General features: G+C 38.4%; 30 protein-coding genes and 1 other annotated feature. Of the genes, 22 read left to right on the top strand and 8 right to left on the bottom strand.

Going from position 1 to position 26,199, the window contains the following annotated elements:
• Window positions 1-100 precede the first annotated feature (100 nt).
• Entirely contained in the window at window positions 101-736 is a 636-nt protein-coding gene (locus IEV09_RS07230) for a copper homeostasis protein CutC (RefSeq protein WP_188367617.1), read from the bottom strand.
• Between the two features lie 92 nt (window positions 737-828).
• Between IEV09_RS07230 and IEV09_RS07235 the strand changes: the two genes are divergently transcribed.
• From IEV09_RS07235 to IEV09_RS07250, 4 genes are all read left to right on the top strand, one after another.
• Window positions 829-1,668 carry a methyltransferase domain-containing protein gene (locus IEV09_RS07235; protein WP_188367618.1) on the top strand — a complete coding sequence of 280 codons (840 nt, stop codon included), beginning with the start codon at window positions 829-831 and terminating at the stop codon, window positions 1,666-1,668.
• A 237-nt stretch (window positions 1,669-1,905) separates the two neighbouring features.
• Window positions 1,906-2,409, top strand: a complete 504-nt coding sequence (gene trmL, locus IEV09_RS07240) for a tRNA (uridine(34)/cytosine(34)/5-carboxymethylaminomethyluridine(34)-2'-O)-methyltransferase TrmL (RefSeq protein ID WP_188367619.1) — start codon at window positions 1,906-1,908, stop codon at window positions 2,407-2,409.
• Between the two features lie 30 nt (window positions 2,410-2,439).
• A complete protein-coding gene (recD2, locus tag IEV09_RS07245; RefSeq protein ID WP_188367620.1) occupies window positions 2,440-4,929 on the top strand; it encodes an SF1B family DNA helicase RecD2 in 2,490 nt (829 codons plus the stop codon).
• A gap of 134 nt (window positions 4,930-5,063) precedes the next feature.
• Entirely contained in the window at window positions 5,064-6,764 is a 1,701-nt protein-coding gene (locus IEV09_RS07250) for a methyl-accepting chemotaxis protein (protein WP_188367621.1), read from the top strand.
• A gap of 58 nt (window positions 6,765-6,822) precedes the next feature.
• On the opposite strand, the gene IEV09_RS07255 is transcribed toward IEV09_RS07250, so the two are convergent.
• Both IEV09_RS07255 and IEV09_RS07260 read right to left on the bottom strand, forming a co-directional pair.
• Complete coding sequence (locus tag IEV09_RS07255) at window positions 6,823-7,317, bottom strand: QueT transporter family protein (RefSeq protein WP_188367622.1); 495 nt, start codon at window positions 7,315-7,317, stop codon at window positions 6,823-6,825.
• A 121-nt stretch (window positions 7,318-7,438) separates the two neighbouring features.
• Complete coding sequence (locus IEV09_RS07260; RefSeq protein ID WP_188367623.1) at window positions 7,439-7,657, bottom strand: hypothetical protein; 219 nt, start codon at window positions 7,655-7,657, stop codon at window positions 7,439-7,441.
• A gap of 464 nt (window positions 7,658-8,121) precedes the next feature.
• Here IEV09_RS07260 and IEV09_RS07265 point away from each other — a divergent pair, with 464 nt between their 5' ends.
• Window positions 8,122-9,114 carry a diacylglycerol/lipid kinase family protein gene (locus IEV09_RS07265; protein ID WP_188367624.1) on the top strand — a complete coding sequence of 331 codons (993 nt, stop codon included), beginning with the start codon at window positions 8,122-8,124 and terminating at the stop codon, window positions 9,112-9,114.
• 70 nt (window positions 9,115-9,184) lie between these two features.
• Here the strand turns inward: IEV09_RS07265 and cbpA are convergent, their stop codons facing one another.
• Entirely contained in the window at window positions 9,185-9,814 is a 630-nt protein-coding gene (cbpA, locus tag IEV09_RS07270; RefSeq protein WP_188367625.1) for a cyclic di-AMP binding protein CbpA, read from the bottom strand.
• A gap of 145 nt (window positions 9,815-9,959) precedes the next feature.
• Between cbpA and rpmG the strand changes: the two genes are divergently transcribed.
• The 9 genes from rpmG (at window position 9,960) to rplL (ending at window position 15,317) form a co-directional block, all read left to right on the top strand.
• Entirely contained in the window at window positions 9,960-10,112 is a 153-nt protein-coding gene (gene rpmG / locus IEV09_RS07275) for a 50S ribosomal protein L33 (RefSeq protein WP_188367626.1), read from the top strand.
• 11 nt (window positions 10,113-10,123) lie between these two features.
• Complete coding sequence (gene secE, locus IEV09_RS07280) at window positions 10,124-10,294, top strand: preprotein translocase subunit SecE (RefSeq protein ID WP_188367627.1); 171 nt, start codon at window positions 10,124-10,126, stop codon at window positions 10,292-10,294.
• A 122-nt stretch (window positions 10,295-10,416) separates the two neighbouring features.
• Window positions 10,417-10,962, top strand: a complete 546-nt coding sequence (gene nusG, locus IEV09_RS07285; RefSeq protein ID WP_188367628.1) for a transcription termination/antitermination protein NusG — start codon at window positions 10,417-10,419, stop codon at window positions 10,960-10,962.
• Window positions 10,963-11,264: 302 nt separating this feature from the next.
• Window positions 11,265-11,930: an L-serine ammonia-lyase, iron-sulfur-dependent subunit beta gene (sdaAB, locus tag IEV09_RS07290; protein WP_188367629.1), complete on the top strand. Its 666-nt coding sequence runs from the start codon at window positions 11,265-11,267 to the stop codon at window positions 11,928-11,930.
• Window positions 11,931-11,943: 13 nt separating this feature from the next.
• The gene (sdaAA, locus tag IEV09_RS07295) at window positions 11,944-12,810 is read left to right on the top strand and encodes an L-serine ammonia-lyase, iron-sulfur-dependent, subunit alpha (protein WP_188367630.1); all 867 of its coding nucleotides are present in this window, start codon (window positions 11,944-11,946) and stop codon (window positions 12,808-12,810) included.
• Between the two features lie 137 nt (window positions 12,811-12,947).
• Entirely contained in the window at window positions 12,948-13,370 is a 423-nt protein-coding gene (gene rplK, locus IEV09_RS07300) for a 50S ribosomal protein L11 (RefSeq protein WP_188367631.1), read from the top strand.
• Between the two features lie 106 nt (window positions 13,371-13,476).
• Complete coding sequence (rplA, locus tag IEV09_RS07305) at window positions 13,477-14,166, top strand: 50S ribosomal protein L1 (protein ID WP_188367632.1); 690 nt, start codon at window positions 13,477-13,479, stop codon at window positions 14,164-14,166.
• Window positions 14,167-14,218: 52 nt separating this feature from the next.
• Window positions 14,219-14,348: a sequence feature (ribosomal protein L10 leader region), on the top strand.
• 36 nt (window positions 14,349-14,384) lie between these two features.
• Window positions 14,385-14,888, top strand: coding sequence for a 50S ribosomal protein L10 (gene rplJ, locus IEV09_RS07310; RefSeq protein WP_188367633.1), 504 nt, complete (start codon window positions 14,385-14,387; stop codon window positions 14,886-14,888).
• Between the two features lie 63 nt (window positions 14,889-14,951).
• Complete coding sequence (gene rplL, locus IEV09_RS07315) at window positions 14,952-15,317, top strand: 50S ribosomal protein L7/L12 (protein WP_188367634.1); 366 nt, start codon at window positions 14,952-14,954, stop codon at window positions 15,315-15,317.
• A 135-nt stretch (window positions 15,318-15,452) separates the two neighbouring features.
• Here the strand turns inward: rplL and IEV09_RS07320 are convergent, their stop codons facing one another.
• From IEV09_RS07320 to IEV09_RS07335, 4 genes are all read right to left on the bottom strand, one after another.
• On the bottom strand, window positions 15,453-16,472 hold the full coding sequence (locus IEV09_RS07320) for a branched-chain amino acid aminotransferase (RefSeq protein WP_188367635.1): 1,020 nt from the start codon (window positions 16,470-16,472) through the stop codon (window positions 15,453-15,455).
• Between the two features lie 149 nt (window positions 16,473-16,621).
• A complete protein-coding gene (locus tag IEV09_RS07325) occupies window positions 16,622-17,431 on the bottom strand; it encodes a TPM domain-containing protein (protein WP_188367636.1) in 810 nt (269 codons plus the stop codon).
• Complete coding sequence (locus IEV09_RS07330) at window positions 17,428-18,504, bottom strand: TFIIB-type zinc ribbon-containing protein (RefSeq protein WP_188367637.1); 1,077 nt, start codon at window positions 18,502-18,504, stop codon at window positions 17,428-17,430. The genes IEV09_RS07325 and IEV09_RS07330 overlap by 4 nt, the downstream gene beginning before the upstream one ends.
• A gap of 16 nt (window positions 18,505-18,520) precedes the next feature.
• The gene (locus tag IEV09_RS07335; RefSeq protein WP_188367638.1) at window positions 18,521-19,762 is read right to left on the bottom strand and encodes an SPFH domain-containing protein; all 1,242 of its coding nucleotides are present in this window, start codon (window positions 19,760-19,762) and stop codon (window positions 18,521-18,523) included.
• Window positions 19,763-19,945: 183 nt separating this feature from the next.
• On the opposite strand from IEV09_RS07335, the gene dnaX reads away from it, so the two are divergent.
• The 8 genes from dnaX to IEV09_RS07375 are packed head-to-tail and all read left to right on the top strand — an operon-like array spanning window position 19,946 to window position 25,840.
• Window positions 19,946-21,691: a DNA polymerase III subunit gamma/tau gene (gene dnaX / locus IEV09_RS07340; protein WP_188367639.1), complete on the top strand. Its 1,746-nt coding sequence runs from the start codon at window positions 19,946-19,948 to the stop codon at window positions 21,689-21,691.
• 36 nt (window positions 21,692-21,727) lie between these two features.
• Entirely contained in the window at window positions 21,728-22,042 is a 315-nt protein-coding gene (locus tag IEV09_RS07345) for a YbaB/EbfC family nucleoid-associated protein (RefSeq protein WP_188367640.1), read from the top strand.
• 22 nt (window positions 22,043-22,064) lie between these two features.
• A complete protein-coding gene (recR, locus tag IEV09_RS07350; protein ID WP_188367641.1) occupies window positions 22,065-22,661 on the top strand; it encodes a recombination mediator RecR in 597 nt (198 codons plus the stop codon).
• A 35-nt stretch (window positions 22,662-22,696) separates the two neighbouring features.
• On the top strand, window positions 22,697-23,344 hold the full coding sequence (tmk, locus tag IEV09_RS07355; RefSeq protein WP_188367642.1) for a dTMP kinase: 648 nt from the start codon (window positions 22,697-22,699) through the stop codon (window positions 23,342-23,344).
• Between the two features lie 5 nt (window positions 23,345-23,349).
• Window positions 23,350-23,679, top strand: coding sequence for a cyclic di-AMP receptor DarA (darA, locus tag IEV09_RS07360; RefSeq protein ID WP_188367643.1), 330 nt, complete (start codon window positions 23,350-23,352; stop codon window positions 23,677-23,679).
• Window positions 23,680-23,694: 15 nt separating this feature from the next.
• Window positions 23,695-24,630, top strand: a complete 936-nt coding sequence (gene holB / locus IEV09_RS07365) for a DNA polymerase III subunit delta' (RefSeq protein WP_188367644.1) — start codon at window positions 23,695-23,697, stop codon at window positions 24,628-24,630.
• A gap of 27 nt (window positions 24,631-24,657) precedes the next feature.
• Complete coding sequence (locus IEV09_RS07370; RefSeq protein ID WP_188367645.1) at window positions 24,658-25,497, top strand: PSP1 domain-containing protein; 840 nt, start codon at window positions 24,658-24,660, stop codon at window positions 25,495-25,497.
• A complete protein-coding gene (locus IEV09_RS07375) occupies window positions 25,490-25,840 on the top strand; it encodes a DNA replication initiation control protein YabA (RefSeq protein WP_188367646.1) in 351 nt (116 codons plus the stop codon). Before IEV09_RS07370 ends, IEV09_RS07375 begins: the two co-directional genes overlap by 8 nt.
• Window positions 25,841-26,199 lie beyond the last annotated feature (359 nt).

Below are 26,199 nucleotides of genomic sequence, written 5' to 3' on the forward strand. Positions count from 1 at the left end.
TAAGAGAATGCGTAATCTAAAATATTAGTTTTTGTTTTTAACACTGTCTACTTGACAGGGAGCACTTCAATACAAATCGACGTAAGGCAGGCCTTTTTATTTAGATATCGACAATTCGTGTACCGTGAACTTCTGTGACACCTAGCATCTCAGCGACTTCATCGGCATTTTCAAAGTTTACGCCACCACCAGGTAAGATCATCAAACGACCATTTGCATAAGAAATTAGCTCTCTTAAGTGTTGATAGTTATCGCTAATCGGTGTGCCAGCAGGGCCGCCATGTGTTAAGATACGATCCACACCACGTTCTGCTAACCAATCAATTGCTTCATATTGCATTTCAGTAGGCATTGCATCAAAAGCCATATGGAAAGTGATTTGTAGACCAACAGCTCGATCAATTAAGACCTCAAGCGCTTCTTCGTCTAACCAACCGTCTTCTGTCAAGCAACCGATAACGACACCATCCGTACCAAATTTTTTCGCTTCAACTAAATCGGTTTCCATGATTTTTAATTCATAATCATTATAAACAAAGTTGCCTCCACGAGGACGAATAATCGTCATAATTTGTGCACCGTGATCATGCGCATAACTAATGGCATTTTCAATAACACCAGCACTTGGAGTGGTTCCACCAACGGTTAAGTTGTCGCACAATTCAATTCGTTTAACCCCTTTAGCAATTGCTGCAGGAATATCAGTAAAGTTCTCAGCACAAAATTCTTTTAACATTTAATTCGCTCCCTAACTATTCTTTTTAGTTACTTCCATTTTAGCATAAAAATGTGCTAAAGTAAGAACGAAAGTAAAGGAGAGGTGACGTCGTGTTAAAAAAAATTGATCGCGGAGCGGCATTTATACAAAAAGAATCCCAATTGTTTCGTTGTCCGAAGTGTCATCAGCCACTAGCCGGAAAAGAGAAGTCATTGGTTTGTACGAATGGCCACCGCTTTGATTTATCTAAAAAAGGCACGCCCTATTTTTTAGACCATCAAATTCAAACGGATTATAATCAAGTTATGTTTCAGCATCGTCGGAATTTAATTACAAATGGAATGTATCAACCATTGATTGATCTCTTGGCGCTTGAGTGTGAGCAACAAAGGGTGTTAGATGTTGGGTGTGGCGAAGGGAGCTTCCTAGCTCAATTAGCAACGAAGGTAAATTTAAAACCAAGTATTGGTTTTGATATTTCAAAAGAAGGGATTTATTTAGCTTCTGATTATGCGAATCAATTATTTTGGTGTGTGGCAGATTTAACGAACTTGCCTTTTCAATCGGGTAGCTTCACGACTATTTTAAATATATTTTCACCTTCAAATTACCAAGAGTTCAAACGCGTCTTAACACCGGGTGGTAAAGTGATTAAAGTCGTACCAGGAAGTTTGTATCTTAGTGAATTGCGCCAAGCTTTTTATCCGGAAGATGCAGTAAAGCAGCAGTATTCGAACGAAGCTGTTGTTGACAAGTTTCAAGAAACTTTTACGAAAGTCACAACAAAAACATTGAAATACACTTTTGATATTCCTGAAAGTTGTCGCTTATCCTTATTAGAGATGTCGCCGCTTGAGTGGGGTGTTTCGGATGAAATTAAAGCAAAAGTTCAAAAAGATCCATTAAAAAAGATCACAATTGATTTAGAAATTCTAATTGGTGAATATTAAGTGACAAAATTGAAGTTTATGTGAACATTCTAATATTAATTTATTGAATTCCACAGATTCGAATGGTATATTAAGAACAAGTCATTTTTCATTGGTTTTTATCAGCATCCTGTTCTGATAAAAGTTAGTGATAAATACTTCACTAACGTAATAACTCGCCGTGCTAGACACCGAGTTGCTACGTTTTTTTTTTAATATTTTACACAAATGAAAACTTACAGAAAAAGAGGGACAAAGATGAATCATATTGCTTTATTCGAACCACAAATCCCTGCGAATACGGGAAATATCGCACGTACTTGTGCCGCAACTAACACCCCACTACACTTAATCGAACCTTTTGGTTTTTCGATCGATGATAAGCAATTAAAACGCGCAGGACTCGATTATTGGCACGACGTTGAAATTCATTACCATAAAAATTTGGAAGCATTTTTAGCATTTGTTGGCGAACGTCCACTACATTTAATTTCAAAATTTGCCAATCGTGTCTATAGTGAAGTCAATTATGCAGACGGCGCTGATCATTTTTTTATTTTTGGCAAAGAAACAACCGGTCTTCCTGAATCTTTTATGCGCGAAAATTCAGAAAAATGTTTGCGAATTCCAATGAATGATGAGCATGTTCGTTCGTTGAATTTATCAAATACAGCCTGTATGATTGTTTATGAAGCGTTGCGTCAACAAGGATTTCCACAATTAGAATTGAATCATCATTATGATAATGATAAACTAGATTAATCAAATATCATTTAAAAGGAGCGAACAACAATGTCTGAAAGAACTTATATCGTCGGCAAAGTTGTCGCTATTTTTTTTCAAAACCCGTCGAATTTTTATAAAGTGATTTTAGTGAAAACAACAGAGTCCAATGCCGACTCCATTGAAGATGAGATTGTGATTACTGGTAACTTTGGTGACATTCAAGAAGAGGAATTGTATCGTTTTTTTGGTGAGATTGTTGAGCATCCAAAATATGGTAAACAGTTGAAGGTTGAAACGTATCAAAAAGAACAACCGACTTCTGAAAATGGTCTGATTGCTTTTTTGTCGAGTGATAAATTTCCGGGGATTGGTAAGAAAACAGCTGAAAAAATTGTCGAAACCTTTGGTGAAACGGCGATTGATCGAATTTTGGAAGATCCGACGATTTTAGAAGAAATACCACAACTGAATCAAAAAAAACGTGACATGCTTGTTGAAACAATCCGCTTAAACTACGGAATGGATCAAGTTATTATTGGCTTGAATCGTTATGGTTTTACCAGTCATTTTGCTTTTGCCATCTATAAGCTGTATCAAAATGAAGCGCTAGAAATGATTGAGGAAAATCCTTACCGCTTAGTCGAAGATATTGAAGGAATCGGTTTTACAAAAGCCGATCAAATTGCTGAAAATTTAGGAATTGAAGCAACCTCTCCACGTCGATTACGAGCCGCCTTACTTTATCAAATCTTCGCACTTGCCTTACAAAGTGGTAACACATATATTGAGGCGCAACATCTATTAGAAAGTACGATTCAGTTACTTGAAACGAGTCGACGAGTCGAGATCAAGCTAGAAGCTTTGGCTGACTGTGTGATTGAATTAGTTGAAGAGGGTAAGATTAAACAAGAGGGGACACGTTTGTTTGAAAACAGTCTTTATTTTGCAGAAGTAGGCATTGCGACGCAAATTCATCGTTTATTGGATGAGCAAGAGGCTTATGATTATAAAGATTCGATGTTAGAAAGACACTTGCGAAAAATTGAGAAACGATTGGGTATTCAATACGGTGCCTCGCAAGAAATAGCGATTAAAGAAGCGATATCCTCGCCATTGTTTATCTTAACGGGTGGACCAGGAACAGGTAAAACAACTGTAATCAACGGGATTGTCCAAATGTTTGCCGAAATTCACGATATCGATTTAGAGATGAAACCAAATGCTGAAGAAGCTTTTCCGATCCTACTGGCTGCACCAACGGGACGTGCAGCCAAACGAATGAATGAAACGACAGGCTTGCCGAGTGGGACAATCCATCGTTTATTGGGTTTGAACAACCGAGAAAGAGCGCCAGAAGAAGGAACAAAAGAACTAACAGGTGGTCTGCTAATTGTCGATGAGATGTCAATGGTTGATACGTGGTTAGCGAATACTTTGATTAAGGCGATACCTGAAGGGATGCAAGTCATTTTTGTGGGAGATAAAGATCAACTCCCTTCGGTTGGACCAGGGCAAGTCTTGCATGACTTACTTGGAATCACTGCAATCCCTAAACAAGAATTGACTGAAATCTACCGTCAAGGGGATGGATCGAGTATTATTTCTTTGGCACATGACATTAAGAATGGTCAAATGCCAGCAAACCTAACGCAAAATCAAAAAGATCGTTCTTATTTTGCTTGCGAAGCTCATCAAATTGAGCCGATAATTGCGAACATCGTGACGAAGGCTAAAGATAAAGGATTTACGCCGCAAGATATTCAAGTGTTGGCACCGATGTATCGAGGTGTTGCAGGGATTAACGCCTTAAATCAGATGATGCAAGAAATTTTTAATCCAAATGAAAAAGGACAAAAAAAAGAAGTTCATTTTCACGAAGTCGTTTATCGAATTGGCGACAAAGTCTTACAGTTACAAAATATGCCTGAAAAGAATGTCTTCAACGGTGATATGGGACAAATTGTCGGCATTACTTACGCAAAAGATTCAGAAGACAAAGTGGATGAATTACTGATTCGCTTCGATTTAACTGAAGTCAGTTATACCCGGAATGAATGGCAACAAATTACCTTAGCATATTGTTGTTCGATTCATAAGGCGCAGGGAAGTGAATTCAAGATGGTTATTTTACCGATGGTTCATCAATACCGTCGGATGTTACAACGTAATTTACTTTATACTGCTGTGACGCGTAGTAAAGAACTTCTTATTTTATTAGGTGAACCTAGCGCTTACCAACAAAGCATTCAACAAGAATCACATATTCGTCAAACATCACTAAAAGAACGTATTTTTGAAGTACTGCCATCCGAAGAAAATCAACAGTTGGTTGAAGACAAAGGTAAATCTGTTGAACATTCATCAATAGAAAAAACACCTCTTAAAGTAGAAAAAGCTGTTGAACAAGAAGTGAAGACAGCAAGTACCACATCGGATTCGTTTAACGAAGCACAGACCTCTTACCTGACAGTAGAAATGGTGAAACAACAAGTGGTCGATCCGATGATTGGGATGGAATCAATAACACCTTATGATTTTATGCTTGAAAAAAGATGAACCCATTGTGGTTCATCTTTTTTTTGCTTTGGAAAATAAATGTGAAAAAAGAAGCAAGTGCTATTAAATATTTAGAAAACTAGCCGATTAATCGAAAGGAGTGTTTTTATTTAAAGGTGAAAATGGAGGTTAGTATGAAAAATAATATAGCGAATAAAATCACAGGTATTGTTGTTTTTATTGTCTTTTTAAGTGTGTCGATTTTAGGTGGAGCCAATTATTACTTTGGTTATCGACAAACATTAACATCAGCAGGTGTTGAATTAACAGGGTGTGCGAATATCACAACAGGTATTATTGACGCGAAAAATTTAGAAGCGTTACTTGAAGGTGATCAGGAGATGTTGTCTGCAGTCAATCAAGCGATTGAATGGACAGTGGAACACAAACCTATTTTTTCAACCCATTATATCCTCTCAAATGAAGGGAGGGTTGTTGCTAGTGATAGTCATTTACAAAAAATTGGTGTGGCCGTGGGTGATCAAGTACAGTTGACAGCTGAAGCGTTGGATCATTTATCACAAGGACACATGTATTATACGGATATTTATGAGGTAAATGGGCACGAACGTCAAACAGGATATGCGCCGATTTTTCGCGATCACAATCCTAAGAATGAAATGATAGCAATCAATGCCATTGATTTTGATGGCGCTGTCATTCGAGAACGAACGTGGGAAACCAATCAAGCGAGTTTGATTCTAGCGCTCGTTTTACCGATTCTAGCGGCTATTGTAACTTTTTTATTTATCAAAAAAATCATTCGACCACTTGCCAAAATTCAAGAACATGTTGAAAAACTAGCTCAAGGAAACCTTGTTTTAGAGGATTTACCGGTCGAAACAACAGATGAACTGGGGAATTTGGCGCAAGGGTTTAACCAAATGCGTAGCGAGCTAAAAACAATTATTGGGGAAGTTAATCAAGCAGCTGTTCAAACGACTGAGAATTCTTTGCGAGTGTTAAATCATTCCGAAGAGCTACAAGAAACAACTCATACGATTGCACATTCTCTTACTAAAACAAATGGCTTAATGACGAAGCAAAAAACATTAACGGACGATGCGAATCAGCATTTAGCACAAATATCGGATCATGTGCAAACGATGACAGGAAATATTCGTCGTTCGGCTACAACAGCTACCAAAACAGTCGATTTGGCCAATAAAGGCAATCAGTCTGTTAGTCAATCCATCTCTCACATGAAACGAATTCATCACAAAACAGAAGAAGCAAATGCGATTACGCGCAGTTTAAATCAACATGCGAAAGAGATAGATCAAGTCATGACCTTTATTGGTCGGATATCAACACAAACAAATTTGCTTGCATTGAATGCCTCAATTGAAGCGGCTCGTGCGCAAGAACATGGACGCGGCTTTTTAGTCGTCGCAGAAGAAGTTCGTGAATTGTCAGTACAAACCAAGCAAGCGGCTGAGCAAGTATCGACACTGATTCAGCGATTGCAAATCGAGTCGACACAATCCGTTCAAACAGGAGATGACGTACAATCGATCGTGGCGGAAGGGATTGAACAAATTAATGAAACAAAAGAAGCGTTTGCGTTAATTGATTTAGCAGCACGCGAAGCAGCCGATCAAACAACAGTTATTTCATCTGAAACGGAAGAAATTGAAAAATGGACACTTCAACTGGTGTCTGAGATTAAGACTGTGACCGAATTAGGTAAACAAGTCGTTCAAACAAGTCAGGAGACGGGCACCCAAAGTGAAAAACAAATGCAGACAATGTCCGAATTTGTTCAAGTCTCTCGTAATTTAACACAACTTGCCGATCAATTAAAACAACAAGTCGGAAGGTTCCAAATTCATTAAGCAATTAAAAAAGGTTCTTGACGTAAAATGTCAAGAACCTTTTGTTTGGATTTTAAGATTAAACTTGTTCTTCGATGCGAACCGTTTTATTGATCCAATACATGATTGGAGCGGAAATACTCATAATAATGAATTCGCTTAACGCTGTTGTTCCAAAGGTCATCCAAAATGGCAATTCTGCTGTAATGGTTAACATGATAGCGATTAAGAACATGCTGGCTGTAAAAAAGAGCACGTTTAATGCGAGACGCATTTTGATATTAGGGACTACTTTATGCAGACTTGCTGTAAGTGCTAGAGCAAGCAGTGTTTGTCCCCCACCGAATAAGACATCAAGCGGACCAAATCCAAAGAGTAAATTATAGACAATGACACCTCCTAAAACACCCCATAAAAGCTTGCGATTAAATACGACGAGGTGATTTAAGCTCTCAGATAATCGAAATTGAATGGCTCCTGATGAAAATGGTAAAACTAAACTTAATACGATATACAGTGCCATGACAATGGCGTTGGCTGCCAGTGTTTTGACGCCGCTTCTTTTTTGACTCATTCCTATACCTACTTTCTCCAAGTTTTGATGATGCGGGATGGTTGATGAACCGCATTTTGACACAGCGCTTATTCTAGCTTGTTTACATAGGTGTGTCAAATTTATTTTTTAATTAAAAACCTTACTTATTAAGTGTTTGTTGTTTGAGGACCCATTTTTTACGAGTTGATCCAATGAGGTAGATGACAATTGCAAAGCCATAAAAAAACAAAGTGATGCCTTGAAAGAAAACAAAAATCCAGCGGGTAATCATTGCTAATTCAATTTTTAAAAGGACGAGTAGTGTAAATTCAATGGCTAAAAGAACAATAGAAAAGCCAATTAGATGGTAAAATTTCATTTTTTCACTCCTTATTCTTCGATAGTATAACAAAGTTTTAAGAAAAGTTTAAAAAAAGTGCTTAGGCAGTAGGTAAACAATGTAAGCGTTTGCTTTATTTCGAGAATATGCTATATTATAAGTGTAAGGAGTCATAGGAATTCCCGGTAAGGTAGCCGAAACAGGTGCTACATGAAAAGAATTGTTGTGAATCTCTTAAAAATACACGAAGAGGATGTGGGAATTTGAGTCTCTCCTTACTAATTGAATAAGGATCCGATGAATTACGTCATGACGAAGTGGACATAAGAACCTTCTAGCGTAAAAATGTAGACACGTCTAAGAAACAATTAAACTTGAAACGATTCAAGAGACGTTAAAACTACAAATCATCGGATTCTATTTTTTTTATGCTCTTTTTTATTGCCATCAAATGTTTCATGGTATAATATTAAGAAATAATTAAGAGATGAAGAGGTATCCGTTTGAAATTCCATTATCATTTAATTGTCAATCCCGCCTCTGGTGGGGGTAAAGGACAAAGGCATAGCGACATTATTGTTGAGTTATTAAAGAAACACCAACATACGTATACAATGTATTTTACAGAATATCAAGATCATGAAATTGCATTAATTGATAGACTCAGCCAATCGACTTTGATTCCTTGGAAAGAAGATCAAATCGAAGAAGACAAAGTATTTCCTTTGTTAATTGTAATTGGTGGTGATGGTACTTTACATCAAGTAATCGAACGTTTGGATTATTTAAAAAATGAAGCCCCCGTTGCTTATATTCCATCGGGATCTGGGAATGATTTTGCCCGTGGATTTGGTATCTCGCTTGATCCTGTACAAGCTTTTTGGCAAATAATTAAAGCTGGAAAATCAAAAGAAATTAATATTTTTTCTTATGAAGAGCAAATTTCAGGGACACGTGGTGTTGTTGTGAATAGCTTAGGAATCGGGATTGATGGTGCGATAGTTTATCAAACAGTTCAGGCAGAAAAGAAACAGTTGCTTAACCAGTTTTTCTTATCTTCTATTGTTTATATATTGCCTATCTTCAAAGCGATTTTTAAACAACGTGGCTTTCCCGTATTAATCGAAGCAAATGGGCAAACGTTTAATTTCAAAAAAACTTTTTTATGTACGATGACAAACCACCCTTATTTCGGTGGGGGAATTGCGATTGCTCCAATGGCCAATAGTCAATCAGCTGAACTGGAGTGCGTTGTCGTTGAAAAACGTTCGATGCTTAAGATTTTCCATTTGATCTTTTTGTTACTATTTAAAAAACAAGAAAAATCAAAGGCATTTGTTCATTTTTCAACGTCGAAAGTACGAATTGTTTCAACTACGCAACAATATTGTCAAGTGGATGGGGAAGTCATTGAACAAAACGCTTTTGACTTCACTCTACAACCTAAAATCCAAAATGTTTGGTTTCAAAATGTTTGGTTTAATATGAAGGAATGATTGGGATTCACAAAGTAAATAAAAAGCAGAAGAATGACCACCCTAACGTCATTTTTCTGCCTTTTATTATTTAAACTTTTTCTAATCGAGCGATTCGGAACTGTTTCTTTTCTAATCGATTCACAATTTTATCAATCGTTTGTTGATCCGTTTCTGTCGGGAAAGTCATCAGAATGACTTGTTTTCCAGGGGTGTCTAACGCATTCAAAGCAAATAGGTTCGTCAATGACGAAAGCTTTGTTGCAATTTTGGTGATGCTTGCTAAGTCGTTTTGTCGTCCGTTTGTTTCAACGGTTAATAGGCAATGACCAGAGTCCATACCAAAAGCTTGCCAGTACAAGTCGAGTACTTTTTCATGCATTAAGACACCGATAAATGTTTTATTTTGATTTAAAACAGCAATATAAGGTAAGTCACGTAAATTAAATAAGATATTAAAAGGCGAGGCGTTGTCGTAAATAAACTTTGTCGCATTTTTTAATAAGTAAGTAACGGGTAAAGTCATATCGCCACCTTGTGATTTGTGTCGATATAAGTGCATCTTATAAATATTACCTCTAAATAGTTGATTTGTATCATCTAATATTGGGGCACAACGTTTATCTGATGTTTCTAAAAATTCTAACGCTTTAGCTAACGTTTGAGATTCATTCACAAAAGTCAACGAATCTTTCTTTGTAACGGCAGACGCTAACAGCATGTTTACTCCTCCAAATTTCATCTATTTCTAACTTAATTATAATATCACAAAAATAAGGAAAGTCCTAGTTCGAATTGACAGTTTTTCAAAATCATGCTAAATTTAGCATAATGATTATTTGTAAAGCGACAAAGGAGGCCGTAAAATGGCAGTTAGAAAATCAGCCTTAGCTTGTTCGATCTGTGGTTCCCGCAATTACTCTAAAGCAGTAAATGAAGGAAAAAAGGGAGACCGATTAGAAGTTAATAAATTTTGTAAATATTGTAAAAAACATACGATGCATAAAGAAACCAAGTAGGGGGTTAATCGATGAAATTTATCCGCGGTGTTAAAGAGGAAATGAAAAAAGTAACATGGCCTACAGGCAAACAATTACGTCGAGATGCCATGATTGTAATTCAAACATCCATCATCTTTGCTATTCTTTTTTATGTGATGGATACTGGGGTACAAACGGCATTTAGTTGGATATTGAAATAATAATCCAGGGCTATTACTAGTAAAAAAGAGATTCAAGTGCTATAATATGTTTGAGAAAAAACTTCGAATCCTCGAGGTTTTTTTAGTTTGCGTTGAAGAAAATTAGATTAGGAGCCAAAAAAATGGAATCTTTTGAAAAAAGTTGGTACGTACTACATACGTACTCAGGTTATGAAAACCGTGTAAAAGCAAATATCGAATCACGTGCTCAAAGTATGAGAATGGGCGATTATATCTTTAGAGTGGTTGTTCCAGAAGAAACGACAAAAGAAGTTAAAAATGGGAAAGAAAAAGAAGTAATTAACAAAACATTCCCAGGATACGTTTTAGTTGAAATGACAATGACGGATGAGTCTTGGTATGTTGTCAGAAACACTCCAGGGGTAACAGGATTCGTTGGTTCACACGGCGCAGGAAGTAAGCCTGCACCATTATTACCTGAAGAAATCAATTCCATTCTAAAATCATTAGGTATGAATATCCGTAATGTTGAGTTGACTCTTTCTCTAGGTGAAACAATCAAAATTATCGAAGGTGCTTTTGCTGGTCTAGAAGGACAAGTAACAGAAATCGATGATGAGAAGCATAAATTAAAAGTAAACGTTGAAATGTTTGGTCGTGAAACGAGTACTGAGTTAGATTATGACCAAATTGAACAATTAAGCTAATACCAATAAGAAGTAACGAAAGTCCGTCTATTCTCGTAGCGAGAGTAAATTGGAATAAGAAACGATAGAGTGGGGAAAAGCCCTAGTCTATCGTTTTTTTGTTCTTGATGAATGCTAGACAATCAAGTAATCACGCAGTTGAATTAAGGTATTTACAACTCAAAGGCAGCGTTTTCAAAAATCGATTGAAAAAGAGGCGAGTTTGATTAAAAAGTGCTTATTTTACTTGCGTTGTGAAGGGCTTCGCGTTAAAGTAATGTCGGTTAGATTGACGGATTGATTATAAACAAAGAGGTGTTAAAGTGGAACAATTAAAGTACCGCAGTGTTTTTGATATCATTGGACCGATTATGGTCGGTCCGAGTAGTTCGCACACAGCCGGAGCGGCGCGAATTGGCAAAGTTGTACGCCGAATTTTTGGAATGTTGCCGGACACGGTTGATATTTACTTATATGAATCTTTTGCAAAAACTTATCGTGGACACGGCACGGATATTGCCTTAGTTGGTGGTTTGCTAGGAATGGAGCCTGATGATCCACGTCTAGCAGATTCGCTGAAAATCGCTCATGAATCAGGGATGGAAGTCGGGTTTATTCCGAAAAAAGAAAAAGCCGAACACCCGAATATGGTTCAGTTGAGAGTCAGTAAAGGAGCGCATAAATTAACGGTGACAGGAATTTCAATTGGCGGTGGAAATATTCAGATTTCTGAAGTCAATGGATTCAAGCTCTCGTTATCTCTAGGGACGCCAACGTTTATTATTGTACATCAAGATGTTCCCGGAATGATTGCTAAAGTCACTCAATTGTTTTCAGAAGCGGAAGTTAATATTGGCACGATGACCGTGACCCGAGAATCAAAAGGCGAAAAGGCCATTATGATTATAGAAACAGACGAACGTCAAGATTCATTTTTAGAAAAGATAAAACAAATCGATTCGGTCTATAGTGCTTCATATTTTGGATAAAAGGAGCAATAAAATGTTTTACTCAGTGGAAGATTTAATTAAACAAAGCGCCGATTATGAATCGGTCGCAGAATTAATGATTGCAGTTGAAATTGAAATGACGGGCCGTTCAAAGGAAGAAATTCTCGATTTAATGGAACGGAATCTAAAAGTAATGGAACAATCGGTTGAAGAAGGTGTGGCTGGTGTCACATCTGTCACAGGATTAACAGGTGGCGATGCGAAAAGAATGGATGACTACTTAGCCACGGCTGATTTTTTAAGTGGTGATTTAATTTTACGGGCCGTTCGAAACGCAATTGGTGTCAATGAAGTCAATGCCAAAATGGGACTCGTCTGTGCAACACCAACAGCCGGAAGTGCGGGAGTTGTACCAGGAGTGTTGATGGCTTGTCGTGAAAAACTTCAATTGAATCGTCGTCAACAATTAGATTTCTTGTTTTCGGCGGGTGCATTCGGCTTAGTCATGGCAAACAATGCATCGATTTCAGGAGCGGAAGGCGGCTGTCAAGCTGAAATTGGATCGGCAAGCGCGATGGCGGCAGCAGCACTTGTCTTAGCTAAAGGTGGAACTGCCGAACAAGCGGGGCAAGCGATTGCGATGACGCTCAAGAATATGATGGGCTTGATTTGTGACCCTGTTGCCGGCTTAGTTGAGGTACCCTGTGTCAAACGCAATGCCTTGGGATCATCACAAGCATTTATTTCAGCTGACATGGCGCTAGCAGGTATTCAAAGTGTGATTCCTGTTGATGAAGTGATTGAAACGATGTATCGTGTCGGACGACAAATGCCAAGCATCTTTAGAGAGACAGCGGAAGGTGGCTTAGCCGTTAGCCCAACAGCACAACGTTTAACAAGAGAAATTCTAGAAAAGTAAACAAAGTAGTTGCTATTTCAATGCATTCTGCTATAATGTTTGAGTGTGCGTTTAGTCTATGCACATGAAGGATTCACGTGGGAGGAGAAATTTGTATCTCCAATTAACCACATCACGGACTCAAGGAGGTATGTCTCGTGGCAAAAAAAGTAGAAAAAATCGTTAAATTGCAAATTCCTGCAGGTAAAGCAACACCAGCTCCACCAGTAGGTCCAGCATTAGGTCAAGCAGGCGTTAACATTATGGGATTCACTAAAGAATTCAACGCTCGTACAGCAGACCAAGCAGGCTTAATCATTCCGGTAGTAATTTCTGTATACGAAGACCGTTCATTCACATTCGTAACAAAAACACCACCAGCAGCTGTTCTTTTAAAGAAAGCAGCAAACATTCAAAAAGGTTCTGGCGTTCCTAACAAAGAAAAAGTTGCGACAGTAACTGCTGACCAAGTTAGAGAAATTGCTGAGTTGAAAATGGAAGACCTAAACGCAGCGACTGTTGAAGCCGCAATGCGCATGGTTGAAGGAACTGCTCGAAGCATGGGAATCACTGTAGCTTAATTCTACAAAACCCAATGAAGTAGCTTCTCAGTTAGCACTGTAATGAAAAACACAGCATACGTGGGAGGTTCAACCGTTATAACCACATAAGGAGGAAACACAAAAAATGGCTAAAAAAAGCAAAAAAATGCAAGATGCATTAAAAAAAGTTGACGCGACGAAAGCTTACTCATTAGAAGAAGCTGTAGCGTTAGCGAAAGAAACAAATATCGCAAAATTTGACGCAACTGTTGAAGTTGCTTACCGTCTAAACGTAGACCCTAAAAAAGCGGATCAACAAATCCGTGGAGCGGTAGTATTACCTAACGGAACTGGTAAAACACAATCTGTATTAGTATTCGCTAAAGGCGAAAAAGCAAAAGAAGCTGAAGCTGCTGGCGCTGATTACGTTGGCGAAGGCGACTTAGCTAAAAAAATCTTAGGTGGCTGGTTCGACTTTGACGTCGTAGTAGCAACTCCAGATATGATGGCTGAAGTTGGTAAATTAGGTCGTGTCTTAGGTCCTAAAGGTTTAATGCCTAACCCTAAAACTGGAACAGTAACAATGGACGTTACAAAAGCGATTGAAGAAGTTAAAGCTGGTAAAGTAACTTACCGCGTTGACAAAGCTGGAAACGTTCATGTTCCAATCGGTAAAGTTTCATTTGATGATACAAAATTAATTGAAAACTTCCAAACAATCCATGACGTTTTAGTGAAAGCAAAACCTGCTGCAGCTAAAGGTCAATACATGAAGAATATCACAGTAACGACAACATTCGGACCTGGTGTTCATGTGGATCAAAACTCATTTTAATATTTAAATAAAATAGTTGACTTAGCCATCTTATCCATGGTAAGATGGCTAAGGTTAATAGTTAACTGTACCGAAGACAGTAGGTGACGTAAGTCATAATTCCTACCGAGGACGTTTATTGATGGAAAACATTCAATAGTCCCTCTATGTCTACGGTGGCATAGGGTTTTTTGTTTTTCAAAAGACTCTACCATCAAAATCAGGAGGTGAAATTTATAATGAGTGAAGCAATTATCGCTAAAAAAGCCCAAGAGGTTGAAATAGTAACAGAGAAATTCAAAGCAGCAGCTTCTGTAGTTATTGTAGACTACCGTGGTTTAACTGTTGATGAAGTGACTCGTTTACGTAAACAATTACGTGATGCTGGCGTTGAGATCAAAGTTATCAAAAACTCTATCCTTTCACGTGCAGCGAAAGCAGCAGGTTTAGAAGGTTTAGATGAGGTATTTACAGGTCCTACTGCTATTGCTTTTAGTAACGAAGATGTTGTCGCACCTGCGAAAATCATCGACGAATTTGCACAAGAAGCAAAAGCATTAGAAATTAAAGGCGGAGTAATCGAAGGAAAAGTTTCTTCTTTAGAAGAAATGATCGCTTTGGCAAAATTACCAAGCCGCGAAGGTCTTCTATCAATGCTTTTATCTGTATTACAAGCGCCAGTCCGCAACGTGGCTTACGCTGTCAATGCAGTTATCGAAAGCAAAGACGAAGAAGTAGCTTAATCGCTGCCTAACAAATAAACACAAAAAATAAAAAAACATTCATATTAAATGGAGGAAATAAAAATGGCATTGAACATCGAAAACATTGTTGAAGAGCTAAAAGGCGCAACAATCTTAGAATTAAGTGGCTTAGTAAAAGCTATCGAAGAAGAATTTGGCGTATCTGCAGCAGCTCCTGTAGCAGTAGCAGCAGCGGGTGCATCAGCAGCTGAAGAGCAAACAGAATTCACGGTTGAATTAACATCAGCTGGTGACTCAAAAGTTAAAGTTATCAAAGCAGTTCGTGAAGCAACTGGTCTTGGCTTGAAAGAAGCTAAAGGTTTAGTAGATAGCGCTCCTGCAGCAGTTAAAGAAAACATCTCTAAAGAAGATGCTGAAGCATTAAAAGCAGCTTTAGAAGAAGTTGGCGCAGCTGTAACAATCAAATAATTCCTTTGAATTATTCGAGAGTCGAAATCCTTATTTATAAGGGTTTTGGCTCTTTTTTTATTTAATGACACTGTTTAACGGACAAAAAAAGAACCATTGGCTAAAAATCAAGATTTAGTCAATAGTTCTTTTGGTTTAAAGGACGGATAGAATCCAACCTTCGGGTGCTTTGACATCCCCAAATTGAATGCCCGTTAATTCATCATATAATTTTTTAGTGACGGGACCGACTTCGGTTTCGCTAAAGAAAACATGGAAGTCTTCTTTGTTTTGAATCCCACCAATTGGCGAGATAACGGCAGCCGTACCACAAGCGCCGGCTTCAGTAAAGCGATCGAGTTGATCAATAAATACGTCGCCTTCAATCGCAGTCAAGCCTAGATGGTGCTCGGCTAAATACAGAAGCGAGTATTTTGTGATACTTGGTAAAATTGAAGGCGAAATCGGTGTTACGAATTCATTGTCGGCTGTAATACCAAAGAAGTTGGCTGACCCGACCTCTTCAATTTTTGTATGGGTTTGTGGGTCTAAATAAATACAATCTGAAAAATTCTTAGCATGGGCTTCTTTACCAGGTAGTAAACTTGCCGCATAGTTTCCGCCAACTTTAATCGCACCTGTACCATTTGGAGCAGCGCGATCATAATCAGATACGATGAAGTTTGTCGGTGTCAATCCGCCTTTAAAATAAGGACCAACAGGCATACAAAAAACAGTGAAAATAAATTCTGGTGCAGGTTGCACACCAATCATATCACCGACACCAATCAATAATGGGCGAATATAAAGTGTGCCACCCGTACCATATGGTGGTACGAAGGCTTCATTGGCTTTAACGACCGCTGTCACTGCCTCGATAAATAAATCTTCTGGAACTTCAGGCATATAAAGTCGTTGCGCACTTCGATTTAAACGCTGACTATTTTGATCGGGACGGAATAAGTTGACGCCACCGTCTTTTCGGCGATAAGCTTTTAGTCCTTCAAAACATTGTTGACCGTAATGTAAAGCAGTCGATGCTTCACTAATTGTTAATTGATTTTCTTCGGTAAGTACTCCAGGTTGCCAGTGACCATCTGACCATTTTGCAAGGAAGCGCCAAGGCGTTTTGATATAACTAAAGCCTAGCTCATCCCAATTTATTTTATTTTCCATTCTTTCACAACCTTTTTTGATTTTAACTAGTATAGCATTGTTGAAAAAAATTGTCGATATTTTCTGATAATTTTCCTTTTAAAACATCATTTTTTTACAAAAAACAACCTATTCTCAATGAATAGTCATTAAGGATAGGTTGTGAATCATCAAAAACTACGTCCACCACCGCCGAAGGTGCCACCGCCACTGGAATGGGTGGTACTACCTCCGCCACCGCCACCACCTGAATTTGAAGGTGGTTTTGGAATACGTCTAGTGGTCACAAAAGAATTGACTAGACGATCTTCTTTATCAATTAATTTAAAATTTGATTTCTCAGCAAAAGGGTAGGCGTATGTGCCAGATTTTAGCTGATAGCGCGATTTGATGAAGATAAAAAAGCCACCGGCGCATGCTAAGGCAATGCCTAAAGCGATAAAGATTTCAAAACCCGTTAAGACTTTATAACGTGTAATCTTTCCAGTTTCTCGATCGACACGGTAATGACCACCGGGAACACCTTGGGCAACGTATTTTTGTGCCATGGTTAGATAACTAATTGCAGCTTGGCCATAGCTTTCTTGAACCATATAGTCATAAACGCTATCTAATATTTCATCGATTCGACGATCGTTTAAGTAGTCAATCATATTACCAGAAGTAGAGAGATGTATTTCTCGTTGTGCCATATCTAAAAGTAATACTGCACCGTTATTGTCATTCCCAATTTGATTTCTTAAATAGTTATCGGCAAATGTTTCGGGATCGGTTGTATTGTTAGTAGTCGTAACGACGAAAACTTCTCCTTTAATTTCTTGATTGATTTCGCTAGCGATTTGATTCATCGTAGCGATTTCTTCTGGTGTAAAAAGTCCGACTTCATCATTAACAGTCGGTGATGCTGCTTGAACGGGTAGAGCAGTGAAGAGGAAAACCGCGAGTAACAAAAAAGTGAATAAACTTTTACGAAAACTCATAGGAAGTAACCTCCAATCATCAACAAGATCGCAAGGATGGCAAAGATGCCACCAGAAACGAGTCCAAGTTTTTTATAACTAATCGGTAAGACTCCGCTAACTTTTCCAGTTTGTCCATTCATTGCGTAATAAAAGACGTCATCTGAACCATCGTTACGATAAGTGACAAGCCAAACCGGTAAGAGCATATAGTGATTTTCAATTGAATCAAGAGATAAATCACGATTTTTTTCACGGAAAGTCGTATAGCTATTCACTGAGTTCTTCAGTAGTGTTCCTGCGTAATCTTTGAGTTCGGTCTCAACACCTTGTGCGAGCATTTGATATTCAATATCACGTTTTTCTGCTTGAAAGCCGGCCAAGTACTGATTTTTAAAATCGATGGCATTTTCAAGTGGGAAAGGTTGGACACTTTCAACCATTTTTTGTTGGGTATTTTTTGATAAGGCGTTTTTAACGAGGTCTTTAAAACGAAAATCTCCTTTTCGATGGACGGCAAATTGTTTTGTTTCGGTATACTCAATTTCACCAATCCGCCAAATGCGAATCGATGTACCAGAGCCCGAAATTTCACCTTGACCTTTTGCGTCGACGACCCAGTATGGGAAGTAGACGCCCGTTAGTTTTTCAATTTGGTCTTCATTGTAAAAATCAGTTGGAACGAATTTTTTGCTACCAACCCAATCTAAGAATTTTTCTTTTGCTGCTTCTTTTTCAATCTTAAATGGTAAGACTTTATTTGGTAAAAAGTCACCGCTTAAGCGACCGGATAAGACAACGGGGTTATGACAAAAATAACAATACGTTGCAGCAGTCGTTTCGTCTGTGACAATCTCCGCACCGCAACTTGGACAAAGAAAGAGTTGCATTGTTTCTTCTGGTGGTGGATCTGTCGTGCTTGTTTGCGTCAACGTCTCATTGACTAAAGTGGCGTCTTGTTGTTTTGCTTCGAATTCAGAAACTTCTTCTTCAGTAAAAATGCTAAAACAAAAAGGGCAGTGGAACTTTTGATCGCTGGGATCAAAAGTTAATGCGCCACCACAGTTGGGACATTTATGTGTGATAATCTCCATAAAAAATCCTCCTTTTTTAGTCTAGTGGTACTCCTTGGAAAGGTTGTCCACATTCTGGACAGAATTTTGGAACACCGTTTGCTAGCTCAACGGGTTTACCGCAAGCACTGCATTTTAATTTTACGCTGACCGTAGGTGCTGCTTGTGCTTCTGGCTTTGGTGTGCCGCACTGACTACAAAAGTTACCAGTGTTCTTAGTGCCGCATTGCGGACAAGTCCATTCGTTGCTTTGGGCAGCTGCCTGTTGTTGTGCTTGTTGTTGCATTTGTTGTTGATTATTTTGTGAAGCTTGTTGGAAGAAACCACCGGATGCATTCATACCCATACCGACTCCCATAAATCCAGTCGTAGCACCGGCTGCGTTGCTGCCGGCAGCTTCCATCCCTTTGGCAATCGAACCTTGAACAAAACCTTCACGAATCGAAGGGTCGCCAAGCATGGCACCTTGGTTACGCATGTTAATTAGTTTGGTTGAATCATCGGTATAAGAAATACTTGCAACCGCAACGGAAACAATCTCCATCCCTCGCAATTGTCGCCAGCTGTCATCTAGAACAGTCCCCATATATTTACTTAATTCCATGCTTTTTGATGGGACGTAAGAGATTCGTTCACCGTTAGCAGACATTTGATTAATTGTGGCTTGTAATGCAGTCAAAAATTCTGCTAAATATTGCTCGTTGATATCATTGATATCGACTTGTGTTTTATTTTTAGGTATCGCATTTGTATAAAAAAGAATCGGATCAGTAATTTGAATCGAGTAGTTACCATGTGCACGTAGAAATAACTCCGCATTATAAAAATTATCAAAATAGTTTAAAGGTGAAGAAGTCCCAAAGCGAATGCCTTTAATTTCTTGTAAATTGATATAAAAAACTTGTTGTTTTTGTGGTGTTACGCCACCAAATTTGAAACGGCTAAAGGATTCAGAAATCGCATCTTTTAAAGAACCATTAAACATTGAGGGAGCCAGGTTGTTTTTGACAGTGTAGTAGCCTTCTTCGGCAGTGTAATCGATAATTTTTCCGCCATCAACAAGTAACATCATTGTATTTGGATAGACATGGATGACAGAACCATCGGTAATCACATCATCGGTTCCTTTACGATTGGATCCACGTTTACTGTCTTTTCGAACTTTGACGCCTTTTGTTAAAACCGTGGTATCACCCATATTGTCGGGTTCGATAATTTCTAACCATTGATCTGCTAAACCGCCACCTATTGCACTTGTTGCTGCTTTAATTAATCCCATTTTACTTCCTCCAATCGTATATTCATCATAAATTTTGTTGTAATGTAATTATACCATAAGTCTTTTCAAAAAGAGTATGCGACCAAAGATGGAGAAAAGCGTAATACTTTTGGTAAAATGTAGTTTTTTTACGATTAATTTCGTATAATAATAGATAGCGACTTAAAAATGAGGTGGAAAAAGATGGCTTATCAAGCCTTGTATCGTGTTTGGCGTTCTCAGCGATTTGAAGATATTGTCGGGCAAAAGGCCGTAACACAAACGTTAAAAAATGCGATTGTGCAAAATCAAATCTCCCACGCTTATTTATTTACTGGACCTCGTGGAACGGGTAAAACGAGTGCGGCAAAAATATTTGCTAAAGCGATTAACTGCCCGAACAAAGAAGATGGCGAACCGTGTAATCATTGTGCGATTTGTCAAAGTATCACAGCAGGCACGCAAGAAGATGTAATTGAAATTGATGCGGCGAGCAATAATGGTGTGGAAGAAATTCGTTTTATTCGTGAACGAGCGAACTATGCACCGACGCAAGCGATGTATAAAATTTATATTATTGATGAGGTGCACATGCTTTCAACCGGGGCTTTTAACGCCTTGTTAAAAACACTCGAAGAACCAAAGAAAAATGTCATTTTTATCTTAGCGACGACGGAACCGCATAAAATTCCAGCAACAATCATCTCAAGAACTCAACGTTTTGATTTCAAACGTATACAAACACAAGATATTGTTGAACATTTGGCTCACATTCTAGAAACGAATCAAATCGCCTACGAGCAAGCAGCCCTTGAAGTCATTGCGCAAGCTGCTCAAGGAGGGATGCGTGATGCCTTAAGTATCTTAGATCAGGGGATTTCTTTCAGTGATGGAACAATCACGTTAGCGAATGCTTTAGAGGTCACGGGGAGCTTAACTTTTGAATTAATGGATACCTTAGTGTTACATTGGAATCAAGGGGAAGTAGCCCAAAGTTTACAACAGCTAGATGAGATTTTAGCATCGGGTAAGGAAGCACGTCGTTTATTAGAAAACTTACTCTCTTATTGTCGAGATCTATTGATTTATCAACAAGCTCCGCAATTATTGGAAGAGAAATCGAGTACATTAACGTCGAATTTCAAGACGTTAGCTCAAGCTGTACCATCAGCTAAAATTTATCAATGGATTGAACAATTGAGTCAAACACAAAATGATGTCCGACTCACGACAAATCCTAAGATTTATTTAGAAGTGGCGATGGTCAAATTAAGCAGTGCTTCAGCTAAGCAACTGTCCGAAAACGCAGATAGCGCAGCAGCTGTTGATTCGAACGAGTTACAGCAACTAAAGAGTGCGATTCAACAGTTACAACAAGAACTTAAAACACTAAAAACTACAGGTGTTACGGCAGCTAACCCTGCCGCACAAGAAAACACAGCGACTAAGCGAGCAAAACCTGCGGCATTGACCTTCCGTCTACCTAGGGAGCGAGTGTTTGAAGTTTTAAGAGAGGCAACGAGAACCAATTTAGAGCAGGTTAAGATGGCTTGGGAAGAATTGTTGTCTCATTTATCAGCGACACATAAAGCGATGTTACGCTCAAGTGAACCTAAGGCAGCGAGTCCGAGTGGTTTAGTTATTGCGTTTGATTATGAAATTATTTGTCAACGCGCAGCCAATGATGAAGAGTTGAGTTTAGGTATTCATAATCACTTGAGTAATTTAATTCAAGATTATGCCCCAAAAGTTGTTTTCATCCCCCAAGAAAATTGGGGTGAATTACGTAAAGAATTTTTACAAGGCAATCAAGAGCAAAACGATCAATTAGAAGCAACAGAAACGACCAATGAAGAATTGGCGCAAGTCGAAGACCAACAGCAACAAGCATTGGTTGTTGAAAAAGCACAAGAATTATTCGGCGATTTAGCTACAATTATTGAAGATTAAATTAATATGAAATAAAAGAAATGGAGCGATGCACAAATGATGCGCGGAATGGGAAATATGCAAGGTATGATGAAACAAGTTCAAAAAATGCAAAAAGAAATGGTTAAAGCGCAAGAGGCTTTAAATGAAAAAGAATTTATCGGTGAATCAACAAACGGTTATGTAAAAGCTCACGGAACAGGCGATAAAAAAATCACAGAAATTATTATTGATCCGGCAATCATTGATTCAGAGGATCCAGAAATGTTACAAGATTTAGTCGTAATGGCTGTGAATGATGTCATTTCAAAAATTGAAGTTGAAACGGAAGCGGTCATGGGTAAATATACTAAAGGAATGCCAGGATTTTAAGAGAAAAGTAGGGGAATAAATAGTGCATTATCCAGAACCAATTGCAAGATTAATCGCAAGTTATATGAATTTACCAGGAATTGGTCAAAAGACAGCAACACGTTTAGCTTTTCATACGATTGAAATGAAAGATGAAGTCGTTAATGAATTTGCTAAATCATTATTAAGTGCGAAACGTGATCTAAGTTTTTGTCATATTTGTGGGAACTTAACGGAAGAAGATCCTTGTGCGATTTGTCGTGATAAATCACGCGATCAAAGTACGATTTTAGTCGTTGAGGAAGCTAAAGATGTCATGGCGCTTGAGAAAGTTCGTGAATTCCGAGGATTATATCACGTCTTACATGGAGTGTTATCACCTATGGAAGGAACTGGACCAGAAGATATTAACTTAGCTAGCTTGATTAGCCGTTTGCATAATGAGACAGTTAAAGAAATCATTATTGCAACCAATGCAACGACTGAAGGCGAAGCGACAGCTATGTATTTATCGCGTTTAATCAAACCGGCAGGCATTAAAGTAACACGCTTAGCACATGGTTTATCAGTCGGCAGTGATATCGAATATGCGGATGAGGTCACATTGCTAAAAGCGGTGGAAGGTCGCCGTGAATTATAAGTATGAGCAGGATAGATTAGATGGAGGAAATTAAGGTGAGTGGAATTTTCATAACAATTGAAGGACCAGATGGCGCAGGCAAAACGAGTGTCATTAATGAGTTATACCCTCGATTACAATTGCTAGCAAAAAAAGGGATTATCAAAACAAGAGAACCAGGCGGCATTCGAATTGCCGAAAAAATTCGACAAATTATTTTGGATCCGCGTAACGAGGAAATGGATGAGCGAACAGAAGCTTTATTGTATGCAGCAGCTAGACGTCAACACTTGGTTGAAGTCATTTTACCTGCACTGAATGAAGGCAAAATTATTATTTGTGATCGTTTTGTCGATAGTTCACTCGCATACCAAGGAGCAGGTCGTCGAATTGGGATGACAGAAATTGCTCAAATCAATGAATTCGCTACAGAAGGGACTTCACCGAATTTCACTTTGTATCTAGATGTTGATTCCGATACTGGACTACGTCGAATTCAACAAAATCGTGCGCATCAAATTGATCGCTTAGATTCTGAAGGCTTAGAGTTCCACCAACGTGTCCGTCATGCTTATTTAAAAATTGTCGAAGAAAACCCAGAACGTATCAAACGAATTGATGCACGAATGGGATTACAAGAGGTTGTCGATCAAAGCTTCGCGGCGATCGTTGAAAGGTTTCCAGATTACTTTAAAGGAGAATGATACAGATGAAATTAATTATGGCAGTTATTCAAGACAAAGATAGTAACCGTTTAGCAAATGAGTTTATCGATGCGAATATTCGTGCAACAAAATTATCGTCAACCGGTGGTTTTTTAAAAGCTGGTAATAGTACTTTTATTATTGGGGTAGAAGACAACCGTGTACAAGAAACCTTAGAGTTAATTAAGAAAACGTGTCAATCACGCAAACAATATTTATCAAGTACGATGTCACTAGATATGTCGTTAGATGGACAAGTCCCGTATCCGGTTGAAGTCGAAGTCGGTGGGGCGACCGTTTTTGTCTTACCTGTCGAAGGCTTTCATCAGTATTAATTAGGGGGAGAAAAAATGGAGGAACGCACTTTTTTATCAGCGAACCAAGCCCATGTTTTTTCCTTAATGAAAAAAAATGTTGAGCATGAGCGGATCGCTCATGCTTATCTTTTTGAAGGAGATACAGGGACGGGCAAACATCAGATGAGTCTTTGGTTAGCGAAACGCTTATTTTGTTTAGCAGTTAAAGACAATGAGTGTTGCAATGAGTGTGTCAATTGTAGACGAATTGCAGCGAATGAACACCCGAACGTACAAGTAATTGAACCAGACGGGCAAACGATTAAAGTCGACCAAATTCGTCAGTTGCAAAAAGAATTTTCCAAAAAAGGGTTTGAAAAAGGACGACAAATTTTTATTATTCGTCAAGCAGATACAATGAATATTAGTGCAGCCAACAGCTTACTTAAATTTTTGGAAGAACCAGAAGGGGATATGTTGGCAATTTTAGAAGTTGAAAGTCTGGGAAGAGTCTTACCGACGATTCAGTCCCGTTGCCAAATCATTCACTTTATCCCGTTAAATAAAGCATTACTAACAAAAAAAATTCAAGAAGCAGGAATCTCTGAAAAAACAGCCAATCTCCTTGCAAGTCTAACAAATAGTTACGATAAAGCAGTTGAAATCTCGCAAAATGAATGGTTTAATGGTGCTAAGGATGTTATTGAAAAATGGTTTCTTTATTTAAAGAAGAAGGATCCACAAGCATTTATTTATGTGCAAAAACATCTGCTAAGTATCGCGAAAGAAAAACAGCAACAACAAGATATCTTAGCTATCCTTTTATACTATTTCCAGTTAGAAAGAGATCAAATGTTGCAACATCACGTATCCGGAGGTCGTTTAAATGCCGACATTGAACGGATTTTACAAAGTCAGCAAAAGCTAGCGGCGAATGTATCCTTTCAAGGTGTTGCAGAACAGCTGACCTTACGTATACTTTTTAAGTAAGAGATGCAAGGAAGAGGAGGAAAACCCATGGTTGAAGTAATAGGTGTACGTTACCGTCGTGCAGGACATATATATTATTTTTCTCCAGGTCAGACGAAATTTGCGTATGATGATTACGTATTAGTCGAGTCCCAACAAGCGAAATATATGGCTCAAGTCGCGATTCCCAATAAAGAGATGGCTGCGGAAGATTTACCAGAAGAGTTAAAACCGGTATTACATCTTGCCACAGAAGCAGAAATTTTACAAAATGAACGCAATAAAGCAGATGCAAAAGAAGCACTCGTAATTGCCAAAGAAAAAATTAAACAACACGGTTTGAAAATGAAACTTGTGGATGTCGAATATACGTTTGATCGTGGTAAAATGATTTTTCAATTTACAGCAGACGGAAGAATTGATTTTCGAGAATTAGTCAAAGATTTAGCTGGTGTATTCCGGACACGAATTGAATTACGTCAAATTGGTGTACGTGATGAAGCCAAAATCTTAGGTGGTATTGGACCTTGTGGCCGTCAGTTATGTTGTTCAACGTTTCTCGGTGATTTTGTGCCTGTTTCAATTAAGATGGCAAAAGATCAAGGTTTATCATTAAATCCGACAAAGATTTCAGGATTATGTGGTCGTTTAATGTGTTGTCTAAAATATGAAAACGATGAGTATGAAGCGGCTAAAAGAGAACTACCAGATTATGGTGAAAATGTGATGACGCCTGATGGTCCCGGTCGTGTTGTTGGCTTGAATTTACTCAGTCGTGTATTGAAAATTCGCTTAACGGGTCGAGAAGTTGCGGTTGATTACGATGCCGAAGAAGTTCAAAAGGTTCAAAAAGCAGCTAAAGCAGGTGGCAAACATGTCCATGGATAAGCGTTCTTTATATGACGGACTCGATGCATTTGAAGGTGAGCTACAAGGCTTACTAAAAAAATTGGCAGAGATGAAGACATCGTTACAAGAAGTCGTAGAAAAAAATACGACCCTAGAGCTTGAAAACCAACGCTTACGCGAGCATTTAAGAGAAATTAATCAAACCGCTCAAAGTAGTGGTGGCAAAGTGAAGCAAGAATTATCACAGTCGCGTTTAAATTTAGAGAAAATTTACGAAGAAGGTTTTCATGTTTGTTACGACTTGTATGGTTCAAGACGTGATAATGATGAACCTTGTGCATTTTGTTTAGAAGTGATTTACCGCGAAAGTGGCCTCGCCTAAAAAGGTGTGATAAGTGACGTTTTGACCTGAGAGACTGGAAAGGAAGCCACTCAATCGGCTCTTTCGATTGATGGATTGCTTGAAGTATCCGCAGGTCAGTCATTTCAAACCCGTTCAATCAGGTGCAATAAAATCCGTTTTGCTTCGAGTAATTGGAAGGAAATGTGAACAATCGATGGTTTATTCGATTGGAATATTTACTGAAATTACCGAGAAGCAGGATTTAATAGCCCGTTCAATCAGGTGTGATAAGTGACGTTTTGACCTGAGAGACTGGAAAGTAAGCCATTCAATCGGCTCTTTCGATTGATGGACTGCTTGAAATTATCACAGATCAAATTTTAGCGCCGCCAAAAATT

This window comes from Enterococcus alcedinis (genome assembly GCF_014635985.1).
Classification (GTDB): domain Bacteria; phylum Bacillota; class Bacilli; order Lactobacillales; family Enterococcaceae; genus Enterococcus_I; species Enterococcus_I alcedinis.